Here is a 23,561-nt window from a genome sequence, read left to right on the forward strand (position 1 = left end):
CAGCCCCCAGAGTCCTGCGAGCACACCGGGCATGCCGAATCAGGCGGTTCCGCCGAGCACGTCGGGCGGGTCGGGTTCGTTGGGCGGATCGCATCCCTTCGGTGCGCTCCGTGAGCAGCTGCGCGACGCCGCGGCCACCTTTTCCGGCGAAGCCGGCGCCGTCCCCGGAATCCTGTCGGGCATGGTCGACGACGTCGACCGGGCGCTGCGCGAAGAGCTCGAGATCTTCCCGGTGTGCCATCACTCACCGGCCTCGGCGCTGGCCATGGTGCGGCGGCTGCGGGAGAAGCAGCCCAAGGTCATCTATCTGGAGCTGTGCGAGGATCTACGGCCGCTCCTCGACGAGCTGCGCAACTGCCGCCTCCCCGTGGCGTTGCAGGCGTTCGCGACCGACATCGACGGCTTTCCGCCCGACTGGGCGCCGCTCAGCGTGGTGGCGCCCATCACCGAGGCCTCGGCCGAGTACCAGGCCATCGCCTACGCCCTGGACAGCCCGGACGTGGAGCTGATCCTGGTCGACCGCTCCACGGACCATGTCTTCCAGTGGACGCCGCGGGAGACCGCCGGGTCCGCGGAGGCACCGGCCGCGGCGGGCGACAGCGCGCCCGAGGATGCCGACCGCCACGACGAGGCCGCCCTGCACGGCGACGCGGTCGGCATCGAGATCGGCGATCTGCGGCCCCGCTTCGCCGAGTTGGAGGCGCATCTGCTCCACCACGGCAAGGTCCGCCACTGGTCCGAGTGGTGGGACCAGTATGTGGAGCAGCCCCTGGTCGGCGCGGACTACGACACATATCGACAGGTCATGGTGATGATCGGCAGCCTGTTCCGGCGGCTGCGCCCGGACCGGCACGCGCGCAACGCCCAGGACGAGGACCGCGAGCGCTATATGTGGACGCGGATACGCGAACACCTGGCGGCCTCGGGCGCCGACCCGGCGGGGTGCCTGTATGTATGCGGCGCCTTCCACGCGGCCAGCCCGGTCGAGCAGTTCGGGCTGGCGGCCGAGGGCGAGCCGTACGAGATCAGCCCCCGTACGGAGACCCGCTGGATGTACGGGCTCATCCCGTCCAGCCACTCCGCCATCGAGGCACAGTTCGGGCTGGCCCCGGGGGCGGTGTCGATCGCCTCGGCGACCTGGGCCAAGGCGCTGAAGCGCAGCGGTGCCACCCCGTTCCGTCCGGCGGGCGAGAAGGGAGGGAAGAAGCGCGCGGTGCGCGGACGTGCCCGGCCGGCCTCCGCGCAGGCCTCCGCTCCGGGTTCCCCGGAGGGGGTCGCGGACCGGCTGTCCGGGTTCCTGGCCACCCCGCCGGTGCTCGACGACCTCGACGAGGCCGAGCTGCTGGGGTGGTGTGTCGACATCGTCGGGCTGGCGCGCCGCAATGGCTATCTCGCCAGCACGGCCGACGCCATCGCGGTGTTCGAGACGTCCATCCTGCTGGCCGGGATGCGTGGCCGCGGCCGCCCCACGCCGTACGATTTCGAGGACGCCGCGGTCACCTGCATCGAGAAGGACACCGTGCCGGGCCGCCGCGATGTGCGCCGGCTCTGCGAGATCCTGCTGGGCGGCGACCGCATCGGCGCGGTGGGTTATGACGCGCTTCCGCCGCTGGCCCGCGATGTGCTGGACCGTCTGGAACCGCTCGGGCTCAATCTCCAGGCGCGGACGAACCAGCGCGCGTTGCTCGATCTGCAGGCCGCCCCGGAGCTCAGGCCCTGCTCCGATCTGCTGTGGATCCTGCGCCGGCTGCTGGGGTACATGGCCCGTCCGATCATGGGCGCCCGCAGGCTGGGCGAGCGGTCGATCCAGGAGAGCTGGGACCTGGCCATCGGCCGCAACCAGCGCTCTCTCGTCGAGCTCGGCTACGAGGGCGTCACCATCGAGCAGGTGCTGGAGCAGCGGCTGCGCCGCGACGCCTGGGCGCCCGAGGCCACCGCCGCGACCGCGCTCGAAGCCGTGGAAGAGGCCATCGTCTATCTGGGGTATCCGGGCAGCCGGCGGCTCGCCGACGAGCTCGGGGCGCGGGCCGTGGAGCTGCTGACTGCGGAGCGCACCGTGGACGGCGCACCCCGGGTGCTGCGCCAGATCCGCCGGTTACTGGCCCACTACCGGGCCGCGGAGCCGGAGCTGCCGCAGTGGTGCGAACGGTTCGTGACGGCGGGCTATGCGCACTACTGCACACTGCTGCCGACGGCCTTCGCGGACGAGGCCACGGGGCTGCGCCAGGTGGCCGCCATGCTGGGGTTCCTGTTCGAGATGGAGAGTTTCGCTCTCTCCCTCGGGTGCGACCACACCCAGCTCGAACTCGCCGTGCGGCAGTCGCATCCCGAGGCGCCCGACAAGGTCGCGCTGGTGTGGGCGGCCCGGTCGCGGCTCGGCCTGATGTCCTCGGCCGAGCTGCGCTCACGCTGCGCCGAACTGCTGGCCAACCCGCTGGTCCTCCCGGCGTTCCCGCGCTATATGAGCGGGTTCGTACAGGCCCTGGAGCCGGTGCCGACGCTGACGCCGTTCGTGGTCGAGCAGCTGTCCAAGGCGTTCGCGCGGCTGCCCGACTCGGTTCTGCTCCCCTGGCTGCCCAAGCTGATCACGACGCTGCGCGACGGTGCGCGGGAGTTGGTGCCGGTGCTGGTGCGCGAGGCGGGCCGCACCTTCCCCGCCGCACTGTCCGCGGTCGACGCGTGGGTGCCGCCGTGGTCGGCGCGGCCGACGGCATCAAAGGCGGCGCCGGGTCCGCAGGCCGCGCCGGGCAGGGTGGTCGCGCGGCTGCTGGCCGCCCATCCGGCGACCTGTGACGCCGTGGCCGGATCGCTCGGGTACGACACGGAGTGGCAGGACACCGCGCTACCCGACGGAGGAGCCGAGCGGCGGGAGGTGGGCGAGCTGCTGACCCGGTATCCGCAGACCGCGGACGCCGTGGCCAGGCTGCTCGATCTGCGGCCGGTCGGATAGCGAGTGCGCGGGCGCGGCCGGTCGGGTGTCGGGGGACACCGCCGACCGCGCCCGTGCGGCCCTGGCCGAGCTGTTCACCGGCTGGGCCCCGCAGTTCACCGTCCGCGTCGGCCGCCAGCGGGCCGCGGCTCCCCCTGATCCAGGCGTGCCCCGGGTCATTCGGCAACGGCACCGCCCAGCGTGCCGATCCATGCCCGGATCGCCTCGGCTGTGGTGTGCGCGTGTTCCTCCATCAGGCTCCAGTGGCTGCCGGGGACGTCCACGGCGTCGTACGGCTCCCGCCAGGAGGTCCGCCCGTCCCCGTCCCGCGCCTCGCCATCGCCATGGGTCAGCAGCTCCGGCAGCGGATCGGTGGCGCGGACCAGCAGCGTGGGGACGTCCGTCGGCTCCGGGCGCCAGCCGCGGGCCATACGGGTGTAGGCCCCCAGCGCGGTCATGGACACATCATCCACCGCGGCGTCGAACCGCTCGCCCATCTCCAGGGGATATCGGGCGGGCATGGCGAGCAGCCAGCGCGCGTCCTCGCGCTCCGGTGTGACGTGGTAGGTGTCCACGACAACGAGACCGGCGGGCGGGGTACCGGTCGCCGCCAGCCGGGCGGCCACCGCATGTGCCGGGTAGCCGCCCATCGAATAGCCAAGGACGATGTACGGCCGGTCGCCGAGGTGTGCGCGCACGGTGGCGACGTGCAGGTCGACGAACGTGTCCCAGTCGCGCGGAACCGCCTCCCCGTGCAGAACGCCGGGGTGCTGGAGCTCGAAGACGTCGCGCTCGCCCGCGAAGCAGGAAGCCAGCGGCGCGTACCAGGACCCGCTGGGGGTGGCGGAGAAGCCGGGGAAGCACACCAGCGCGGGGGCCTCGGCGTCCTTGGTGCCCTCCCCGCCCTTGGCCAGGCGCAGCGGGGTGAGGGCGTGCCGGGCGCCGTCGGCGGGGTCGAACACCGGCATGGCGAGGGAGGCGGTCACCAGCAGATGCATCGCCGAGACCACATCGCCGGTCTCGCACACCCTCCGGTAGAGGGAGCCCAGCGTCTGCGCCGCCCGCCTGCCGTGGGGCCGGGCGGGCGCGGACACCGGTTCGGGCCGGGGCGGTTCGGGCTCGGCGACCGCCTCTTCGGCCGGGGGCGGCCCGTCGCCCAGCGAATCGCTCAGCTTCGCGTACAGATGGTCGGCCAGCTCCCGGGCGCTGGGCCGGTCGAACGCGATGGTGGCGGGCAGCCGTACGCGCGTGTGGATGATCAGCTGGTTGCGCAGCAGCACCCCGGTCAGGGAGTCGAAGCCCAGCTCGGTGAAGGGCTGCTCGGCGCCCACGGCCGACCCGTCCTGGTGACCGAGCACCAGGGCGGCCATCTCGCGGACCAGTTCCAAAAGCGCGGGTGCGCGTTCGGCGACGGGCAGCGCCGCCAGCCGTTCCCGCCAGGAGCCCTCCTCCCCGCCGGGGTCCTGGCCCGTGTCCGCCGCGGTGCCGTCGTCCCCGGACCGGGCGACCGGGCGGGCCGGGCGCAGCAGTCCGCGCAGCGGTGACGGGACCGGCGGCCCGGCGGGCGTGGCCGGACGGGCGCGGTCCAGGGGCAGTGGGGCCAGCACCGGCTCCCCGGTGCCGAGCGCGGCATCGAACATCGCCAGGCCCTGCTCCGGGGAGACCGGGCGTACGGTGGTGTCGCGGGCCCGGCCGGAGTGGTCGGTGCGCGCCGCCATCCCGTCCTCGTCCGCCCACGGCCCCCAGACCAGGGAGAGCGCGGGCAGGCCGAGGGCGATGCGGTGGTGTGCGAGGGCGTCCAGGAAGGAGTTCGCGGCGGCGTAGTTGGCCTGGCCCGGGTTGCCCAGCAGCCCGGCGGCCGAGGAGAACAGCACAAAGCGGGCCAGGGGCAGACCCTGCGTCAGCTCGTGCAGGTTCCAGGCCGCGTCCACCTTCGGCCGCGCCACCGACGCCAGCCGCTCGGGCGTCAGCGCCTCCAGGACACCGTCGTCCAGGATCCCGGCGGCGTGGACGACGGCGGTCAGCCGGGGCGCGTAATCCTCGATCACGGCCGCCAGGGCGGGGCGGTCGGCGGTGTCGCAGGCGATCACGTCCACCTGGGCTCCCGGCCGCTCCAGCTCGGTCCGCAGCCGCCGCGCGCCGGGGGTTCCGGGGCCGCGGCGGCTGACGAGCACGAGGTGCCGGACCCCGTGCCGGGCGACCAGATGGCGCGCCAGCGCGGCGCCGAGGGACCCGGTGCCGCCGGTGAGCAGGACAACGCCACCTGCGAAGCCGCCGGTGGGGCCACCGGGGTCGGCCGGGGTGTCGGGGAGGTGTTCCAGCCGGGGGACGCGCAACGTGTCGCCTACGACCGAGAGTTGGGGTTCGCCCGTGGCGATGGCGGCGGGCAGCCGACGCACGGAGTCGGGCCGGTCGTCGAGGTCTACGATCGTCAGCCGCCCCGGGTACTCCGACTGCGCGGTGCGCACCAGGCCCCACACCGCAGCGGCGGGGAGGTCAGGTGTCGGGGCCGTGGCCCCTCGGGTCACCACCACCAGACGCGCTCCGGGCGAGGCCGGATCGGCCAGCCGGGTCCGCAGTGCCTCCAGGGCCCGAGCGGTCAAGGCATGGGTGTCCGCGACCGGATCGGTGGTCGGGCGCGGGGCGGCCAGGGAGATGACGACCGTCTCCGGACCGGTGGCGGCGCCGCTGGACGTGGCGGTGAGTGCCGCGCCCAGCTCCAGGTCGTCGGGGCTCGCAACGGTGAGGGCCGGTCCGCCGGTATCCGGGTCGCCTGCCGGAACACCGGTCCAGCGCAGGCGGTACAACTCCCGCCTCCCCGCCCCGCCGACGGCAGCGGTGTCGTCCGGGAGGGGCCGGGTCGTCAGCGACGCCATCCGGGCCACCGGTCGGCCCACCCCGTCGGCGAGGTCCAGAGCGACCGTGTCCTCGCCGACGGCGTGGGTGCGTACGCGCAGTTCCGTGGCGCCGACGGCGTACAGGGTCAGGTCGCCGAAGGCGAACGGCAGCCTGGCGGTTCCCCCGGACGGCAGGGGCGACGGCGCGGCCAGCCGTCCGGCGTGCAGCGCGGCGTCCAGCAGCGCCGGGTGGATGCCGTACCGCTGGGCGTCCTGGCCGGCCGCCGCGGGCAGCCGCACCTCGGCGAAGAGCTCCCCGCCCCGCCGCCAGGCGGCCGTGACCCCCTGGAAGGCCGGGCCGTACGCGTAACCGGCGTCTGCCAGGCGGGCGTAGGCGCCGGTGAGGTCCACGCGCTCGGCGCCCGCAGGCGGCCATACGGCCAGGTCGGCGGCCGGGTCGGCGTGCGGATCCTGCGGCGTGGCCGCCGGGCCGAGCCGCCCGGTCGCGTGGTGTGTCCACGGGCCCAGCGCGCCGGACTCCTCCGGCCGGGAGTGGACATCGGCGGTGCGTCGGCCGGAGGTGTCCGGTTCGCCGAGGGCCACCTGGATCTGGACCCGGGAGCCCGGTCCCGGCAGGAACAGTGGGGCCAGCAGGGCGAGGTCTTCCAACATCTCGAGACCGCAGGCGTCGCCCGCGTGGAGCACCAGCTCGACGATCGCGGCGGCGGGGACGAGCGGATGCCCGGCGACGGCGTGGTCGCCCAGCCACGGGTGGGCTGCGCTCGACAGATGGCCGGTGCACAACAGGCGTTCGGTGCCGGGGACGGTGGTGGCGAGGGTCAGCAGCGGATGGCCGCCGCCGTGCTCGGCGGGCGCGGCGGAGTCGTCGGGGCCGTCCGGTTGCGTGTCGGCCAGCCAGTAGCGCCGCCGCTGGAAGGGATAGGTGGGCAGGTCCACTCGCCGGGCGCCGCTGTCCGCGTACACGCGGCGCCAGTCCACCGGTACGCCGTGCACATGGAGCCGCGCGAGCGCGTCCAGGACCGCACCGGGCCCGGCCCCCGGCGCGCCGGCGCCGGACTTGGACACGGCCGCGAACACCCGACGTTCGCCCTCCTCGTCTCCCAGGGCCGCCAGGGCGGACGCGGTGAGGTGTGCGTCGGGACCGACCTCGGCGAAGGCGGTCACCCCTTCCTCGTGGGCCAGCCGGTGCACGACGTCCCCGAAGCGCACGGCCTCGCGGGCGTGCCGCATCCAGTACGCGGCCGAGCGCAGGTCGTCCCCGGTGGCCGGGGAGCCGGTCAGCGCCGATACGACGGGAATGCGCGACGCCCCGTACTCCGCCCGCGCCGCGATACGGCCCAACTCCTCGAGCATCGGCTCCACCAGCGGGGAGTGGAAGGCGTGGCCGACGCGCAACCGGGTGGTGCGGCATCCGCGCGCGGCGAGGCGCGCCGCCACGGCGAGTGCGGCCGCCTCGTCGCCGGAGAGGACGACCGACCGCGGACCGTTCACCGCCGCGACCGTGACGGGGCCCGTCAGCGCCGGTTCAGCGGACGCCAGCTCCTTGGCCACTTCCTCTTCGGACGCCTCCACGGCCACCATGGCCCCGCCTGCGGGAAGTCGCCGCATCAGCCGGCCCCGGGCCGCGACCAGCTCCACCGCGTCCTGCTCGGAGAGGATGCCGGACACATGGGCCGCCGCCAGCTCGCCGACGGAGTGTCCGGCCAGGAAGTCCGGCCGTATCCCCCAGGACTCCAACAGCCGGAAGGTGGCCACCTCGAAGACGAACAGACCCGCCTGCGAGAAGTCCGTACGGTCCAGCAGAGCGGCGTCCTCGGTGCCCTCGGCGGCCCACAGCACGGTGCGCAGCGGCCGCTCGAAGCCTGTGTCGCCGGTGTTTCCGGTGTTTCCGGTGTCGCCGGTGTCGCCGGTGTCGAAGCGGCGGCACAGGCTGTCGAAGGCGGTGGCGAAGGCCGGGAAGGCGGCGTACAGCTCCCGTCCCATGCCCGGCCACTGGGCGCCCTGGCCGGTGAAGAGCAGGGCCAGTCGACCGGCGGACCTCGCCGTGCCGGTGGTTTCCACGACACCGGGCACGGGGGCTCGGTGTCCACCGCCGTCCCCCGCCAGCGTGTCGAGGGCGGTCAGCAGCGCCGCGCGGTCCACGGCGCGCACGGCCGCCCGGTGCGCGAGTGCGGCGCGGGTGGTGGCCAGGGAGAAGGCGACGTCCAGCGGGGCGAGTTCGGGCCGCTCCCGCAGCAGGACGGCGATCTGCCGGGTCTGTGCGCGCAGGGCCCGCGGACCGGTGCCGGAGAGCAGCAGTGGCGGCACGGTTTCCGCGCGCCCCGCGCGGCCGGGCAGCGCCGCGGCCCCGCCGGTTCCGGCGTGTTCCGGCGCAACATCCGCAGGCTCCGCCGCCTCTTCAGCTTCTTCCAGGATCACATGGGCGTTGGTCCCGCCGATACCGAACGCCGAGACCCCGGCGCGACGCGGGCTGCCGGGCGCCGGCTGCCACGGCCGCTCGTGCGCCAGCAGCCGTACGGTGCCGGGCGACCAGTCCACGCGCGGAGACGGCTCATCGGTGTGCAGGGTGCGGGGCAGCCGTCCGTGGCGCATCGCCATGACGGTCTTGATGACCCCGGCGACGCCCGCGGCGGCCTGGGCGTGCCCGATGTTGCCCTTCAGCGCGCCCAGCCACAGCGGCCGGTCAGCGGACCGGTCGCGGCCGTACGTGGCCAGCAGCGCCTGGGCCTCGATGGGGTCGCCGAGCGCGGTGCCGGTGCCGTGGGCCTCGACCGTGTCGACGTCGGCCGGGGACAGCCCGGCGGTGGCCAGCGCCTCGAGGATCACCTGCTGCTGGGCGGGGCCGTTGGGCGCGGTCAGCCCGTTGGAGGCGCCGTCGGAGTTGACGGCGGAGCCGCGCAGCACGGCGAGGACCGGGTGGCCGTTGCGCCGCGCGTCGGAGAGCCGTTCCAGCAGTACGAGGCCGACACCCTCGCCCCAGCCGGTGCCGTCTGCGGCGGCGGAGAACGGTTTGCACCGGCCGTCCGGCGCCAGGCCGCGCAACCTGCTGAACGCCACGAACGGCTTGGGCCCGGCCATGACGGTCACGCCGCCCGCCACGGCCAGCGAACACTCGCCGGCCCGCAGCGCCCGCGCGGCCCAGTGCATCGCCACCAGCGAGGACGAACAGGCGGTGTCCACCGTCACGGCGGCCCCGCGCAGGCCCAGGGTGTAGGCGATGCGGCCGGACGCCACGCTGCCCGCCCCGCCCAGCGCGAGATGCGCCTCCAGCTCGTGCTGGGTGCGGTGCAGGAAACGGGCCGCGTAGGCGTCGTGCATCAGGCCGACGTAGACGCCCGTAGCGCTGCCCCGCAGCCGGGTCGGGTCGAGACCCGCGCGTTCGAAGACCTCCCACGCGGTCTCCAGCAACAGCCGCTGCTGAGGGTCGGTGGCCAGCGCCTCCCGTGGGGACATCCCGAAGAAGGCCGGGTCGAAGTCGGCCGCCTGGCGCAGGAAGGCGCCCCGGCGGGTGATCGAGGTGCCCAGCCGGTCCGGGTCGGGGTCGTAGAGCCCGTCCAGGTCCCAGCCGCGGTCTTCGGGGAAGTCCGAGGTGGCGTCGGTGCCGTCCGTGACCAGCCGCCACAGGTCCTCCGGGGTGGCCACGTCGCCGGGGTAGCGGCAGGCCATGGCGACGATGGCCACCGGCTCCTCCGCGGGGGTGCGCGGCCCGGGTTCGACCGCACGGGTCCGGGCCGCGGGGGCCGCGTCCTGGCCGCCGAGCAGCGCGGTGTGCAGCGACTCCGCCACGTCGGCGGGCGTCGGGTGGTCGAACAGCAGGGTCGCGGGGAGCGTGAGACCGGTGGCCGCGGCGAGCCGGTCGCGCAGCAGTACGCCGCCCAGGGAGGTGATCCCGAAGGTGGTGAACGGCTGGTCGGGCATCAGCTCCGGCCCGGGGACCCCGACCGTATGTGCCGTCAGGTCGAGGACCAGGCGCAGCACGGTGTCCCGGCCCGGGTCCGCGGACCGGGACAGCAGCCGCTCGCGCAGCGCGGCCGAGGCCGTCTCGCGCGCCTGTTCCAGCCGTTCGGCCAGTTCATGGGCGAGCTCCGGGCGGAGGATCTTACCGGAGGGGGTCCGGGGCACGGACTCGGTCTCGTACACCTCGTCGGGCACCTTGAAGGCCGACAGCCGCTCGCGGCAGACCTCCAGGAGCCGCGCGGTGTCGACGCCGCCGGGGCCGGGTACGACCATGGCGACCGGCACTTCGCCGAGTACGTCGTGCGGACGGCCGACGACGGCCGCGTCGGCGACGCCGGGGCAGGTCAGCAGGGTCTCTTCCACCTCGGCCGGGTTGACGTTCTCACCGCCGCGGATGATGAGTTCCTTGACGCGGCCGGTGACCTTGAGATGGCCGTGTGCCACGCGTCGGCCGAGGTCTCCGGTGCGGTACCAGCCGTCGCGCAGGACACGTGCGGTGGCTTCGGGGCGGTTGTGGTAGCCCTTCATCAGATTGGGGCCGCGGACCCAGATCTCCCCTTCCTCCCCCTCGGCGACCTCGTGGCCACTCGACGGGTCGGTCAGCCGCACCGTGACCCCGGGGAGTGGCGCGCCGCTGGAGCCGTCGGCCCGCGGCCCGTCGAGCCGGTCGACCGCGATCTTCCCGCAGGTCTCGGTGGAGCCGTAGCCGTCGAGCAGGGGCGACCCCAGCAACTCCTCGACTTCGGCCCGCAGTTGCGGCGGGCAGGGCGCGCCCGCGCTGACGCATACGCGTGGCCTGGGCAGCGGCCGGGGTGTCCGGCGCAGCGTGTCCACCAGCAGATGGTAGGTGGCGGGCACCCCGGCCAGGACGGTGCAGGGCTGCCCGGCCAGGGCCTCGGCGAGGTTCGCACCCCGAGCACCCCGAGCGCCCCGCCCGCTCTGGGTGTCCCGGACACCCTGGACGCCCCGGTCAAGGAGGTACGCGCTCGCTCCGACCGCGATCACTCCGAGCACACACAGCGAGTGTGCGTAGGCGTGGAACATCGGCAGTGGCCACAGCAGCCGGTCGCTCGATTCGAGCCCGTACGACGGGACATAGCCCGCCGCCACCGACCATAACGCGGCGCGCTGGGTGGTCACCACGCCCTTGCTCTGCCCGGTGGTGCCGGAGGTGTAGAGGATCCAGGCCGGTTCGTCGAGGCCGAGGTCGTCCCTGGGCGCGAGGCCCGGATCCGCCCGGGCCAGCTCCTCGAACACCACCGCGCCGTCCGGCGCCACCGCGGGGAGTCCGTCGGCGCCGACCAGCACGACCCGCAACTCGGGCCGCCCTGCCGCCAATCGGGCCAACCGGGGCAGCAGTGTCTCCTCGGTCACGATGGCGACCGCGCCGCTGTCGTCGAGGAAGTACTCCAACTCCCCGTCCGTGGCCCCCGGGTCGAGCGGCACGCCCACCGCCCCCGCCCGCAGGACCGCCAGCCGGCTCTCCACCTGCTCCACCCGGTTGCCCAGATGCAGCGCCACCCGGTCCCCGGGCCGCACCCCCAGCCGCGCGAGATGGCCGGCCAGCCGCCCGGTCCGCTGCTCCAGGTCCGCGTAGCCGACCGCCCGGCGCGCGTCCTGGAACGCGATCTTGGCCCCGGTCCGCTCCGCGTGTTCCTTGAGCATCCCCGGCAGCGCGCGGATCAACTCGCTGCGCACCTCCGCCATCCCTCACCCCTTCGGCCACGGGGCGCACGACAACGCCCCCGCCCGCACACCGTAGGCGGTTGCCGAAGGAGAGGACGAAGGACACGCGGGAACCCTCTCGCGGCGGGGTCAACACGGCCGGACAACGCCGTGTTTCCGCTGGCTGTTAGGTTGGCGCCGCTCGTTACGCATACGGAGGAGAAAGAAGTGCGCAAGGCGGCGTCCATGGTGGTCACTACGGTCGTCGCGGGCCTCGTGCTCAGCGGCTGCGGCGGTGGCGACGACGAAAAGACGGACTCGAAGCCGAGCGGCGCGAACACCGCCGCGAAGCAGCAGTCGCCGAGCTCCGAGCCGTCGGCCGAGCGCACGGTGATCGAGCGTGCGGCCGGGTCCTGGAAGTCCATCGTCGAGGCGAGCGACAGCGGCCTGGAAACCCTGACGATCGCGGACGGCAAGGTCACCGCGAAGGGGCCGAAGCTCGACTGCACCGGGGCCTTGAAGGACGGCCAGAAGGCGGGCAAGGAAGCGCCCGCGCTGACGCTGTCGTGCAAGGGCGGCGATGACGGTGGCCGGGGTGTGGGCACGGTCAAGATGAAGGACGACGACAAGCTCGCCATCGACTGGGCGGGCCCCGAAGGGGGCTACGGCGGCCTGGTGGAGAGCTTCCGCAAGGTCGGCGGCTGAGCCACCCACGCTCCACCATCCTCGGCGGCGGACGCATGAGTCCGCCGCCGAGGCGTTTCCGGCGCTTCTCACGGCGGCCATTCCGGCGCGCACTCCCCGGCGGCTGTTCCGTGGGATAGGCTTTTTGATCTCCGGTCCTACAGGCGCCGACAACTGCAGAACGGACAGCAATGGACGCGATATCCCCCGTTCATCTCGCCCCCGAGCCTACCGACCTCCACGGTGTCGAAGGCGCGGCCCTGCGGGCCGCGGGCCCGGTCGCCACAGTGGCGCTTCCCGGCGGAGTGGTGGTCAAGGCGGTCACCACCCGGGAAGCGGGTGCCCAGGTGCTGAACGACCCACGGTTCTCCAAGAGCCTCCAGCACTGGGGTGCCCACCAGCGCGGGGAGATCCCCGCCGAGTGGCCGCTGCTCTTCATCCTGGAGGGCGACGGGCTGCTCAACACCGACGGCGACAACCACCGCCGGCTGCGGCAGCCCGTCCAGCGCGCCTTCTCCCCGCGCCGGGTACGGGAGTTGCGCCCGCGTATCGAGGCGGTGACCGACCGGCTGCTGGCCGCCCTGGACGATGTGGCGCCGGGCCAGGAGATCGATCTGCAGTCCCGCTTCGCGCTGCCGCTTCCCCTGGACGTCATCTGCTATCTGCTCGGCGTGCCCGAGGAGGGCGGTCTGCGCGAGGAGCTGCACGTGCTGTCGGCGGCCGCGTTGAGCCACGATGCCGAGGCCGAAGAGCTCCAGCGCACGATGGCGGAGCGCTTCCCGGCCACCCTGATGTCGATAATCGAGCGCAAGCGCGCCAGCGGCGACCAGGACGACTTCACGATGGACCTGGTCGAGGCCATGGACCAGGGTGAGCTGACGGTGCCGGAGGTGATCGGCAACCTGGTGGTCACCGTCATCGGCGGCCACGAGACCACGGTGACCCTGATCTGCCACGCGGTGCGGGGGCTGTTGACACACCCCGAGACCCTGGCCGCCGCCAGGGCCCGGCAGGAGGCGGGCGAGGACCCGTGGCCGGATGTGGTGGAGGAGGCCCTGCGCTGGGAGTCCCCGGTGCGCGCCCTGCTGTTCCGCTACGCCACCGAGGATGTGCCCGTGGTGGGTGGCGGCATCGTCCGGGAGGGAGAGGCGGTGCTCCTCCCCCTCGCGACCATCAACCGCTGCCCCCACGCCTTCGCCGAGCCCGACCGGTTCGACCCCGCCCGGTCGGACGCCTCCCGCCATCTCTCCTTCGGTTACGGCGCCCACCGCTGCCCCGGGGCGTCCCTGGCCAAGGTGGAGGCCGAAATCGCCCTGCGGCGGCTGTTCGAGACCTTCCCCGATATCGCCCTCGCCCCAAGGCCCGCCCCGCGCGCCGCGTCGCTGGGTATGAACAGCTACCGGGAACTGCCGGTCGTTCTGCGCCCCGCCACCGTCTGAGCGACTTCGTACGTCGCTACTGGACCCGCTCGGTGCTCTCGAAGCGCACCACCGAGACACCGAGCGGCGCCACCTCGAGGGTCGCCCCGGTCTTCGCCCCGGAGATCAGGTCGAGCCCGTCCGCCACGAGCCTGACCTCGGCGGGTTTGGTCTCGGAGTGGTTCAGCAGGAACAGGAACTCCGCTCCGTCGCCGATGCGCCTGGCCACCTCCAGGTGTCCGGGCGCGGCAGCGACGAGCGGGGTGACCCCCGCCGCCGTCACCGCATCGAGCAGGGTGTCGCGCAGCGCGCCCGGTTCGAGGCGGGTGCCGAGGTATACGACACGGCCCTGGCCGACCGCGTTGTCCAGGATCGCGGGCCGTCCCTCCAGGTCGCCGGAGGCGTAGGTGGCGAGCACCCGCGCGGTTTCGGGGTGGATGCTGTCCTGCCACCAGTCGGCGGTCCGGGTGGTTCCGTCGGGGAAGGTCACGCGATAAGTCTCGTCGCCGCGCGCGGGCCAGTACTCGTCGATGTACGCGCCGATGAGGCCGCGGAAGGCCCCCGGGTAGGCGGGCTGCCTGACCTGGTTGTTCGCGTCCACGACCCCGGAGAAGAACGAGCAGACGAGCGTCCCGCCCCCTTCGACGAAACGGGTGAGGGCGTCGGTGAAGCGGTCGTCGACGAGGTAGGCGTTCGGTACGACCACGACCTTGTACGGGCTCAGGTCGGAGCCGAAGTGCACCATGTCCACCGCGTGGTGTGCTTCCAGGAGCGGCTGGTAGTGGTCCGTGGTGAGCTGCGTGTAGTCGAAGTCGTTGCGTGGCAGCCCGTGCGTCTCGGTCAGCCCCCACCAGGCGTTCCAGTCGAACAGCACGGCGATCTCGGCGCTCGACCCGGCGCCCACCGCCTCGGCGATCCTCGGGAGTTCACCGCCGAGCGCCTCGATCTCCTTCCAGGTGCGGGAGTCGGTGCCGGAGTGGGGCAGCATCGCGGAGTGGAAGCGCTCATGGCCGCCGCGGCTCGCGCGCCACTGGAAGTACAGGACGCTGTCGGCGCCGTGGGCGATGGCCTGGTAGGAGCCGAGGCGCATACGGCCGGGCCGCTTGACGTTGTTCACCTTCCACTGCGACACGCTGCTGGCCGCCTGCTCCATGAGGACCCAGGGCTCGCCGCGCAGTGAGCGCATGAGGTCGAAGTTGAGCGCCGCGGAGATATGGGCGTCGTCCTGGCCGGGGTTTGGGTAGATGTCCAGCGCCACGGCGTCCTGCTCGGGTGCCCAAATCCAGTAATTCGCATTCTTGTAGAAGCGCATGTAGTTGGTGAGGACCGGGATGTCGTCGCGGAAGGAGCGGACGATATCGCGTTCCATGACGAAACACTCGAGCAGCGCGTCCGAGACGAACCGCTTGAAGTCCAGGCGGCGGGTCGGGTTGGACCACGACCGCGGCACTTCCGGCGGGTTGATCTGGTCCCAGGAGGTGTAGACCTGGGACCAGAAGCGGGTGTACCAGGCGTCGTTGAGGGCGTCCAGGCTGCCGTACTTCCGCTGGAGCCAGCCGCGGAAGGCGACCGCGCTGGCCTCCCCGTACGAGGGCTGCCCGTATTCGTTGCTGATGTGCCACATCGCCAGGGCCGGGTGGTGGGAGTACCGCTCGGCCAGCGCCTTGGTGATCCGGGCGGCGTGTTCCCGGTAGCGGGGCGAGGCGGGGTCGAACTGGAGCCGGTTGCCGAAGCCGAAGCGCTCCCCGTCCTCCATGACCGGCAGGACCTCGGGGTGTTCATGGGTGAGCCAGACCGGTGGCGCCATGGTCGGGGTGGCCAGGTCGACGCTGATCCCGCCCGCGTGGAGGAGGTCCATCACCTCGTCCATCCAGTCGAAGGTGAAACGTCCCGGCTCGGGCTCGAGCGACGCCCATGCGAACACGCCCAGGGTGACCAGGTTGACCCCGGCGCGCCGCATGAGCTCGATGTCCTCGTCCCACACCGCCCGGTCCCACTGCTCTGGGTTGTAGTCCCCGCCGAAGGCGAAACCGCCGAGACGGGCGCGGAAGGCGTCCATACGACTGTTCACGGTCACTTGAGTGCTCCTGTCGTGATGCCGCTGCGCCAGTACTTCTGCAGCGTGAGGAAGAGGACGACGAGGGGGATGGTGCCGACCATGGACCCGGTGATGACGATCCGGACGAGATCGGGCTCGCTCATCGCGTTCATCTGCCAGGAGTAGAGCCCGAGGGTGACCGGCCAGAGCGACTGGTCATTGAGGACGATCAGGGGCAGGAGGAAGTTGTTCCAGATCGAGATGAACGAGAAGAGGAACACGGTGACCAGGCTCGGCAGCAGGATCCGCAGGACCACCGTGAAGAAGATCCGGACGTCGTGGGCGCCGTCGATACGGCCGGCCTCCAGCAGCTCGTCGGGGACGGCCGCCGCCGCGTAGATGCGCACCAGGAACACGCCGAACGCGCTGGACAGGCTCGGCAGGATCACGGCCCAGTAGGTGTTGATGAGGCCGAAGGAGTTGAGGAGCAGATAGGTCGGCAGGGCGAGCACGGTGCCGGGGATGAGCACACCGCCGAAGATGAGGCCCATGATGGCGTTGCGCCCACGGAACCGGTATTTGGCCAGCGCGAACCCGCACAGAGCGGCCAGGAAGGTCGAGCCGAGGGCGCCGCCTCCCGAGTAGATGAGCGAGTTCACCACCCAGCGCCGGAAGATGCCGTCGCGGTAGGCGAACAGGTCGTGGAGGTTCTGCATCAGATCGAAGTGCGAGAACCAGAGCCCGAACGTGGTGTTCAGGTCGGCCGTCGACTTGGTCGACGCGATCAGCATCCACGCGATCGGGATGAGGAAGTAGGCCGTCAGCGCGATGATCGTCACGGTGAGGATGAACCGGGTCGACAGCGGCGCGCGATCCCGCCGTGCCCCGGCCGACCACACCGCGCGGCGACGGGTTCGGCGGGCGGTGATGTCACTCATCGGGATTCCTCCTCTGGAGCACGCGCAGGAAGCCGAAGGACAGCAGGAACGCGCCGATGGCGATGACGACCGCGACGGCGGCTGAGTAGTACGGCTGGTTGGACCCGAACGCCAGGTTGTAGACGATCATGTTCGGTGTGTAGTTGTACGTCACGTTGTTGGTGATCGTGCGGAGCACCGTCGGCTCGGAGAACAGCTGGAGCGTGCCGACCACCGAGAACAGCCCGGTGATGAGGATGGCCGGGGCCACCAGCGGCACCTTGATCCGCCAGGCGATCTGCCAGTTGGTGGCGCCGTCGATACGCGCCGCTTCGAACAGATCGCGCGGGACGGCCTGGAGCGCGGCGAAGATAATGATCATGTTGTAGCCGGTCCACTGCCATGTCGAGATGTTGGCGATGGACCACAGGACACTTCCCGGGGCGAGGAAGTCGATATGGGCCCCCGCCCCGTCGAGCAGGTCCAGGACCGGGCTCACCCCGGGCAGATAGAGGAACGCCCACAGGATGGAGGCGATGATCCCCGGCACCGCGTAGGGCAGAAACGCGGCGAGCTGGAACAGGCTGCGCATCCGGACGATCGCCGTGTCGAAGATGAGCGCCATCACCAGCGCGAGGCCCAGCATGACGGGCACCTGGACGACGCCGTAGAGCAGTACGCGGCCGACCGAGCGGAGGAAACCCTCGTCGGTCAGCGCCTCCGCGTAGTTGTCAAGGCCGACGAAGATGACGCTGGGCTTGGTGAATCCCAGGCCGCCCGACTTCTCGACGCCGTGGAAGCTCTGCCACAGCGCATAGAACACGGGCACCAGGTGGAACACCACGAAGAGGGCCAGGAACGGGACCACGAAGGCCCACGCCATTTTCCAGTCGGCGCCGAAGCGGCGCTTGTTGCGGCGCGACGCCGGCAGGCGGGGCGGTTCCCCCGCCTGCTCGGCCCCGTTCCTCCCGTCCCGGGCGGCCGGGTGGAGGGTTGGCGCGGTCATCGGACGGAGAGACCCTTCCGCTTCAGCTGGGACTTGGTCTCGCCGTCGACCTTCTTCATCGCGTCGGGCAGCGTCGTCGACTTGTTGATGACGGACTGCATGGCGTCATTGAGGTAGTTGGTGGTGTCGGTCATCGTCGGCCCCCAGGTCCAGGGGGTCGACTCGGTACCGCGTACGGTGAAAACCTCGCCGGGCACCTGACCGCCGAAGTAGGGGTCGGGCTTGGTCAGCTCCGGGATCCCCTGGCCGATGTCGGACGCGGGGAGGACATCGGCCACCAGCAGCTTGGCGCTCTCCTTGCTGGTGTTCAGCCAGGTGATGAACTTCATCGCGGCGTCGGTCTTGTTGGTGACGCTGGTCAGGGCGGTCAGTGAGCCGCCCCAGTACACCGGGGCCGTATCGCCCGTCGTCCACTGCGGCAGCGGGGCGACAGCCCACTTGCCGGAGAGGTCCGGAGCGTTCTCCTTGAGGGCCGCGCCACCCCAGGCCGGGCCGATCCAGGTCAGATACGTGCCCTTGGCGAGCCCCTTGAACCATGTGGGCTGCCAGTGCTGGTCGCCCTTCGCGTAGCCCTTGTCCAGCATCTTCTGCCAGTACTCGGCCACCTTGAGGGTCGGCTGGTCGTCGAGGTCCACCTTCCAGGCGTCCTTGTCCGTGCCGAACCACTGCGCCTTCGCGTTCCACGCCAGCGAGGCCAGCCATGCGCCGCCGTTGGCGGGAAACGCCGTGGTGTACGCCTTGGGGTGGGCCTTCTTGAGCTTCGCGGCGGCCGCCATGTACTCGTCCCATGTCTTGGGGGCGGTCAGACCGGCCTCCTTGAAGACATCGGACCGGTAGTAGAGCACCTGTGTGCCGATGTCCTGCGGCACTCCGTAGACCTTGTCGTTGACCACGACCTGGTCCCATACGGCGGGCTTGAAGTGCGGCTTGAGGTCGGCGGACTCGGCAGTGATGTCCTTGAGGTCACCGGCGATGATCGTCGAGGTGAGGTTGGGGTAGTCGACCTGCGTGATGTCCGGCGCCCCGTCCTTTCCGGTGATCGCGGCCTGGAGCTTCGGGTAGAAGTTCGAGGTGATCGCCTGGAACTTGACGTGGATATCGGGGTGGGTCTTGTTCCAGAGAGCGACCGGCTTCGACATGTCCGACCATCCCCAGAAGACGACGGTCTGCTTGCCGGAGCCGGCGCTGTCCGAGGAGCCGGAGGAGCAGCCGGTGAGGACGAGGGCCAGGGCGGCCGCCGCCGCGGCCAGGCCGCGGGAGCGGAGGCGTATTGCTGTGTGCGACATGATGACAACTCTTCGTTGAGTGTTCGCGGACGGATGGACTGCGCCGAAAGGCAGGCGCCGGTGGGGGACGGCGGGTTCTAGGAGATGTCGACCGTGCTGATCCGGGGTTCGGCGCCGGTCACGATGTGCACCTCGCCGGTGAGCCGTACGGTGTGTTCGAGGATCACGTCGCCCGCGTCGCGCCGGACGCTGACGCCGATGTCGCCGGGCTCGACGATCCGCACCCCGTCGCGGTCGGTGAACGCCAGCAGCCGCGTGGGCACGGTGAAGTGGACGCGCGCCGACTCCCCCGGGCCGAGCGGGACACGCGCGAAGGCGACGAGCTGGGCCAGCGGGCGGGTGACCGAGGCCACGGGGTCGCTCGCGTACAGCTGGACGACCTCGGCGCCCTCCCGGTCGCCGGTGTTCCGTACGGTGACGGCGCAGCGGACCGCGTCGGCGACGTCGACGGTTTCGGCGTCGACCGTGAAGTCCTCGTAGCCGAACCGGGTGTAGCCGAGGCCGAATCCGTACCGGACGGGCGGCTCGGTGTCGATGTTGGTCACCGAGCTGGCGGCGCCGAGCGGCGGGTGCAGATAGCTGTAGGGCTGGGCCCCGGCGCCGCGGGGCAGGCTCATGGGCATCCGGCCGCTCGGGTTGACCCGGCCGCTGATCACTCCGGCGATGGCGGCCGCGCCCTCCTCGCCGGGGAAGAATGCCTGTACGACCGCGGCGGCCGCGTCCAGCAGCCACCCGAGCGCGTAGCCGCGCCCGGTCAGCAGGACGACCACGGTCGGTGTCCCGGTGGCGATGACCGCCTCGACAAGGGCCCGCTGGGCGCCGGGCAGTTCCAGGTCGTCGGCGTCGCAGCCCTCCCCGCTGGTGCCGCGTCCGAAGAGTCCGGAGCGGTCGCCGACCACGACGACGGCCACATCGGCGCCGGCCGCGGCGGTGGCGGCGGCGGGAATGCCGTCCGTGGCCCCGTCGTCGATGCCGGTGCCCCGCTCGGTGACGATGTCGGCGGTGGCGAACTCGCGGCGCAGGGCGGCTTCGACGGTCTCGACGCCGAGCCCGGTGTCACAGTCGGGGTGGTGCGGCAGCACGTGGTTGATGAACGAGTAGCAGCCGAACATTGCGGACAGCGACTGGGCGTTCGGGCCGATGACCGCGATGCGTCCGGGCGCGGGCCTGGTGGCGCCCAGTGGCAGCACACCGTCGTTGCGCAGCAGGACCAGGGAGCGTTCGGCGACGGCCGCGGCCAGCGCGCGGTCCTCTGCGGTGTCCACGTCGTCGGCGGACACACCGTTGGCACGGGCGGGCACAGGATCGGGTGACCACGCGGGATCGAGCAGGCCGAGCTCGGCCTTCTGGCGCAGCACCCGCTCGAGCGCGCGGTCCACGATGTCCATGCCGAGCCGGCCGTCCTCGATGCGCTCCTTGAGGGGCTGGAGATAGGTGACGCCGGTGGGGAGTTCGACGTCGATCCCGGCGGTGATCGCCTGGGCCGCGGCGTCACCGCCGTCCTCGGCCACCCGGTGCAGGGTCTGGAGGAAGGCCACGGCGAAGTAGTCGGCGACTACGGTGCCGTTGAAGCCCCACTCCTCGCGCAGCGTGCCGGTCAGATGCTCCGTGCTCGCGGCGACGGGCACTCCGTCGATCTCGGCGTACGAGTTCATCACGGAGCGCGCCCCGGCGTCCCGTACGGCCACTTCGAAGGGGAGCTCCAACACGTCGCGGACCTCGCGCGTCCCGGCGTGCACCGGTGCCAGGTTGCGGCCGGCGCGCGAGTCGGAGTAGCCGACGAAGTGTTTCAGGGTGGCGATGATCCCGGCGCTCTGCAGGCCGCGCACATACGCGGCGCCGGTGACCGCGACATGGTAGGGGTCCTCCGAGATGCACTCCTCGACCCGCCCCCAGCGCATATCGCGGATCACGTCGAGGACCGGCGCCAGTCCCTGATGGATGCCCAGGTCCGCCATCGTGCGCCCGATCCGCGCCGCCATGCGCTCGACGAGCGGCGGATCGAAGGTGGCGCCCCAGGCCGGTGGTACGGGGTAGGTCGCCGCCTTCCACGCGGCGAGCCCGGTCAGGCACTCCTCGTGCACGATGGCGGGGATGCCGAGCCTGGTGTTCTCCTTCAGCCACCGCTGCTTGGCGGCCAGGGTCGCCCGGCCCTCCCCGGGGTCCAGGGGCCGGGTCCCGTAGTGCCGGGTGATCTGGCCGAGTCCGTGTGCGGCGAAGTCGGCGAAGCTCTGCTCGACGGTGTCCATGGCGTCCTGCAACGGGGCCACGGCGCCGCCCTCGCGGTCGACTCCCTGCCACAGACCCACGAGTTGGGCGAGTTTCTCCTCCAGCGTCATAACCGCGATCAGCTCGCGGACCTGGGCTCGGCCGTGGGCCGACCCGACCGTTTCGTCATCGATGGCAGACACGCGTCACATCTCCGTACTCGGCGGGCGGGCCCGCGGTTCTCACTACCAGAGCTATGCAATTACCCGCAAAACTTTGCGGAAGTTCTGCGCCGAGAAGCTAAGCCGGGGTAAAAACGACTGTCAATACAGTGGATCGAAAGCGCGGATCACCAGCCGTTTGCATGGGGTCCTCGCGGAATATTCCATCAAATATTGCGGGAATTTGCGGCAGGGCTGTACTGTCGCGATGGCCTACGGGAGGGAAAGGCAGCATGACCACGCGCCCAACGATGGCGGCCGTCGCCGAGGCCGCGGGGGTCTCGGTCTCCACGGTGTCCCGGGTGCTCGCCGACAAGCCGGACATCTCCGAGGAGACCCGCGTCCGCGTCACCCAGGCCGCACACGCCACGGGTTATCTGCAGCGCAAGGGGCGCCGTAAACAACTCGGCGGAATCCTGGACGTCCTCATCGAGGGGACCACGTCGCCCTGGGCGGGAGAGCTCATCGCCGGGGCCCAGAACGCCGCGTTCAGCCTCGGGTACACCCTGGCGCTCACCGCGACCGGCCATCCGCGCTTCCGCATCAGCGACTGGATCGACGCACGGCGCACCCGCCCGTCGGACGGCATCATCCTGGTGCTCTCCCGGGCGCGCCACGACGAGATCGCCGCGCTGGCGGGGCTGCCCGCGCCCCTGGTACTCCTCGACCCGGTCGGCACCAGCGAACCCAAAATCCCGACGGTGGGGGCGACCAACTGGTCCGGGGGCGCCGCGGCCACGCGCCACCTCCTGGAACTCGGCCACCGCCGCGTCGGGTTCATCGGCGGCCCCGCCGAGATCCAGTGCACCAGGGAGCGGCACGAGGGCTATCTCGCCGCGCACCGCGAGTTCTCCCTCGCCCCCGATCCGGCCCTGACGCGCTACGGCGACTTCAGCATCACCGGCGGTACGGACCACGGCGCGGCCCTGCTGGACCTCGCACAGCCGCCGACGGCGATCTTCGCCGGCTCCGACGCCCAGGCGGCCGGGGTGTACCAGGTGGCCCGCGCGCGGGGGATGCGGGTGCCCGACGACCTGTCGGTCGTGGGCTTCGACGACACGATGATCTGCGCCATGCTCGCACCGCCGCTCACGACCGTCCGTCAGCCGCTGGCGGAGATGGGCGGCGAGGGGGTGCGGCTGATCGCCCAGGAGCAGTCGCAGCGCGGCTCGTCGGCCGGGCGCAGGGTCGAGTTGGCGACCTCGCTGGTGGTCCGGGAGAGCACCGCGCCACGCACGGTCCGCGAGGGGACCTGAGCCTTACAACCTGACAGGCCCCGATGGGGAGACCGCTGATTGGGAGGAGCAGGCGATGAGTGTACGGACCGCGGTGCGCATGGCGACCGTGGCGCAGGCCGCGAACGTCTCGCAGAGCGCCGTGTCGAAGGTCCTCAACGGGCGGCCCGGGGTGTCGGCCGAGGTCCGGCAGCGGGTCCTGGACGCGGTGCGGACCACCGGCTACGAGTGGCGTCGCCGCGGGCCCCGGCGCGGCTCGGTCGAGGTGGTGTTCGGCTGCGTGGTCAGCGCCGTCAACGCGCCGCTGCTGCGGGGTCTTTCCCGCGTGTTGCGTTCCTCCGGACGTGCGCTCACGGTCAACCACGCCGATGACGACGGGGACTGGCTGGACCCTCTGCTCGCGCACCGTCCGGGTGGCGTCGTCCTCGTGCTCTCCCCGGTCCCGCCGACCGTCGCGGACCGGCTGGCGCGCTCCCGCGTCCCCACGGTCGTCCTCGATACGATCGGCGACGCGCCGCCGGGGATGAACACGGTCGGGGCGACCCAGTGGCGGGGCGGGTGGCTCGCGGCCCGCCACCTCACCGGCCTCGGTCATCAGCGGATCGCGCTGCTCTCCGGCCCCCTCGAGCTGACCTGCTGCCGGGCGCGCTTCGGCGGATATCTCGCCGCGCTCCGCGACGCCGGGATCCGTCCCGACCGCGATCTGATCCGCGTGGTGCCGTTCCAGACCGAGCCGGCCAGACGCGCCGCCCACGCCCTCCTCGACCTGTGGAACGGGCCGACGGCCTTCGTCACCGGCAACGATCTGCAAGGGCTGGGCGTCATCGAGGCGTGTGTGGAGCGCGGGCTGCGCATCCCGGAAGACGTGTCGGTCGTCGGGTACGACGACATCGACGCCGCCGCGTCCGCGGCCCCGGCGCTGACCACCGTGCGGCAGCCGTTCGAGGCGATGGCGGCCGAGAGCATCCGGGTGCTCGACGCGGTCACCGACGACCCCGGCCTGGCCCCGATCCGGCTCGACATGTCGGTGGACCTGGTCGTCAGAAAGTCGACGGGGCCGGTACGGACGGACTGACCGGCGCCGGGGCTGCCCCGGCGCCGGGACCCCGCCGCGGGACCGGTTCCGCGCCCGGACCGGC

The 23,561-nt window shown here is 72.1% G+C and carries 11 protein-coding genes; 5 read left to right on the plus strand and 6 right to left on the minus strand.

The window, feature by feature from the left end; translation table 11 throughout:
* Window positions 1–31 precede the first annotated feature (31 nt).
* Window positions 32–2,950, plus strand: coding sequence for a hypothetical protein (locus ACFV2X_RS23545; RefSeq protein WP_385619565.1), 2,919 nt, complete (start codon window positions 32–34; stop codon window positions 2,948–2,950).
* A gap of 155 nt (window positions 2,951–3,105) precedes the next feature.
* Here the strand turns inward: ACFV2X_RS23545 and ACFV2X_RS23550 are convergent, their stop codons facing one another.
* Window positions 3,106–11,451, minus strand: a complete 8,346-nt coding sequence (locus ACFV2X_RS23550; RefSeq protein ID WP_385619567.1) for a type I polyketide synthase — start codon at window positions 11,449–11,451, stop codon at window positions 3,106–3,108.
* Between the two features lie 129 nt (window positions 11,452–11,580).
* Between ACFV2X_RS23550 and ACFV2X_RS23555 the strand changes: the two genes are divergently transcribed.
* Together ACFV2X_RS23555 and ACFV2X_RS23560 are read left to right on the plus strand one after the other, a co-directional pair.
* Window positions 11,581–12,114 (plus strand): hypothetical protein, encoded by a 534-nt coding sequence (locus tag ACFV2X_RS23555; RefSeq protein ID WP_385619570.1) that lies wholly within the window; start codon window positions 11,581–11,583, stop codon window positions 12,112–12,114.
* Window positions 12,115–12,284: 170 nt separating this feature from the next.
* The gene (locus ACFV2X_RS23560) at window positions 12,285–13,532 is read left to right on the plus strand and encodes a cytochrome P450 (protein WP_385619572.1); all 1,248 of its coding nucleotides are present in this window, start codon (window positions 12,285–12,287) and stop codon (window positions 13,530–13,532) included.
* A gap of 16 nt (window positions 13,533–13,548) precedes the next feature.
* Here ACFV2X_RS23560 and ACFV2X_RS23565 read toward each other — a convergent pair whose 3' ends face one another.
* From ACFV2X_RS23565 to ACFV2X_RS23585, 5 genes are all read right to left on the minus strand, one after another.
* A complete protein-coding gene (locus ACFV2X_RS23565; protein ID WP_385619573.1) occupies window positions 13,549–15,588 on the minus strand; it encodes a beta-galactosidase in 2,040 nt (679 codons plus the stop codon).
* On the minus strand, window positions 15,585–16,487 hold the full coding sequence (locus ACFV2X_RS23570) for a carbohydrate ABC transporter permease (RefSeq protein WP_385619576.1): 903 nt from the start codon (window positions 16,485–16,487) through the stop codon (window positions 15,585–15,587). Before ACFV2X_RS23570 ends, ACFV2X_RS23565 begins: the two co-directional genes overlap by 4 nt.
* A complete protein-coding gene (locus tag ACFV2X_RS23575) occupies window positions 16,480–17,472 on the minus strand; it encodes a carbohydrate ABC transporter permease (protein ID WP_385619579.1) in 993 nt (330 codons plus the stop codon). The genes ACFV2X_RS23570 and ACFV2X_RS23575 overlap by 8 nt, the downstream gene beginning before the upstream one ends.
* Window positions 17,469–18,758: an extracellular solute-binding protein gene (locus tag ACFV2X_RS23580; RefSeq protein ID WP_385619581.1), complete on the minus strand. Its 1,290-nt coding sequence runs from the start codon at window positions 18,756–18,758 to the stop codon at window positions 17,469–17,471. The genes ACFV2X_RS23575 and ACFV2X_RS23580 overlap by 4 nt, the downstream gene beginning before the upstream one ends.
* A gap of 77 nt (window positions 18,759–18,835) precedes the next feature.
* Window positions 18,836–21,169: a beta-glucosidase gene (locus ACFV2X_RS23585; RefSeq protein ID WP_385619583.1), complete on the minus strand. Its 2,334-nt coding sequence runs from the start codon at window positions 21,167–21,169 to the stop codon at window positions 18,836–18,838.
* 251 nt (window positions 21,170–21,420) lie between these two features.
* Here ACFV2X_RS23585 and ACFV2X_RS23590 point away from each other — a divergent pair, with 251 nt between their 5' ends.
* Both ACFV2X_RS23590 and ACFV2X_RS23595 read left to right on the plus strand, forming a co-directional pair.
* Complete coding sequence (locus ACFV2X_RS23590) at window positions 21,421–22,443, plus strand: LacI family DNA-binding transcriptional regulator (RefSeq protein WP_385619585.1); 1,023 nt, start codon at window positions 21,421–21,423, stop codon at window positions 22,441–22,443.
* Window positions 22,444–22,498: 55 nt separating this feature from the next.
* Window positions 22,499–23,497 carry a LacI family DNA-binding transcriptional regulator gene (locus ACFV2X_RS23595; RefSeq protein ID WP_385619587.1) on the plus strand — a complete coding sequence of 333 codons (999 nt, stop codon included), beginning with the start codon at window positions 22,499–22,501 and terminating at the stop codon, window positions 23,495–23,497.
* Window positions 23,498–23,561: the final 64 nt, after the last annotated feature.

Source organism: Streptomyces sp. NPDC059679 (assembly GCF_042734105.1).
GTDB lineage: Bacteria > Actinomycetota > Actinomycetes > Streptomycetales > Streptomycetaceae > Streptomyces.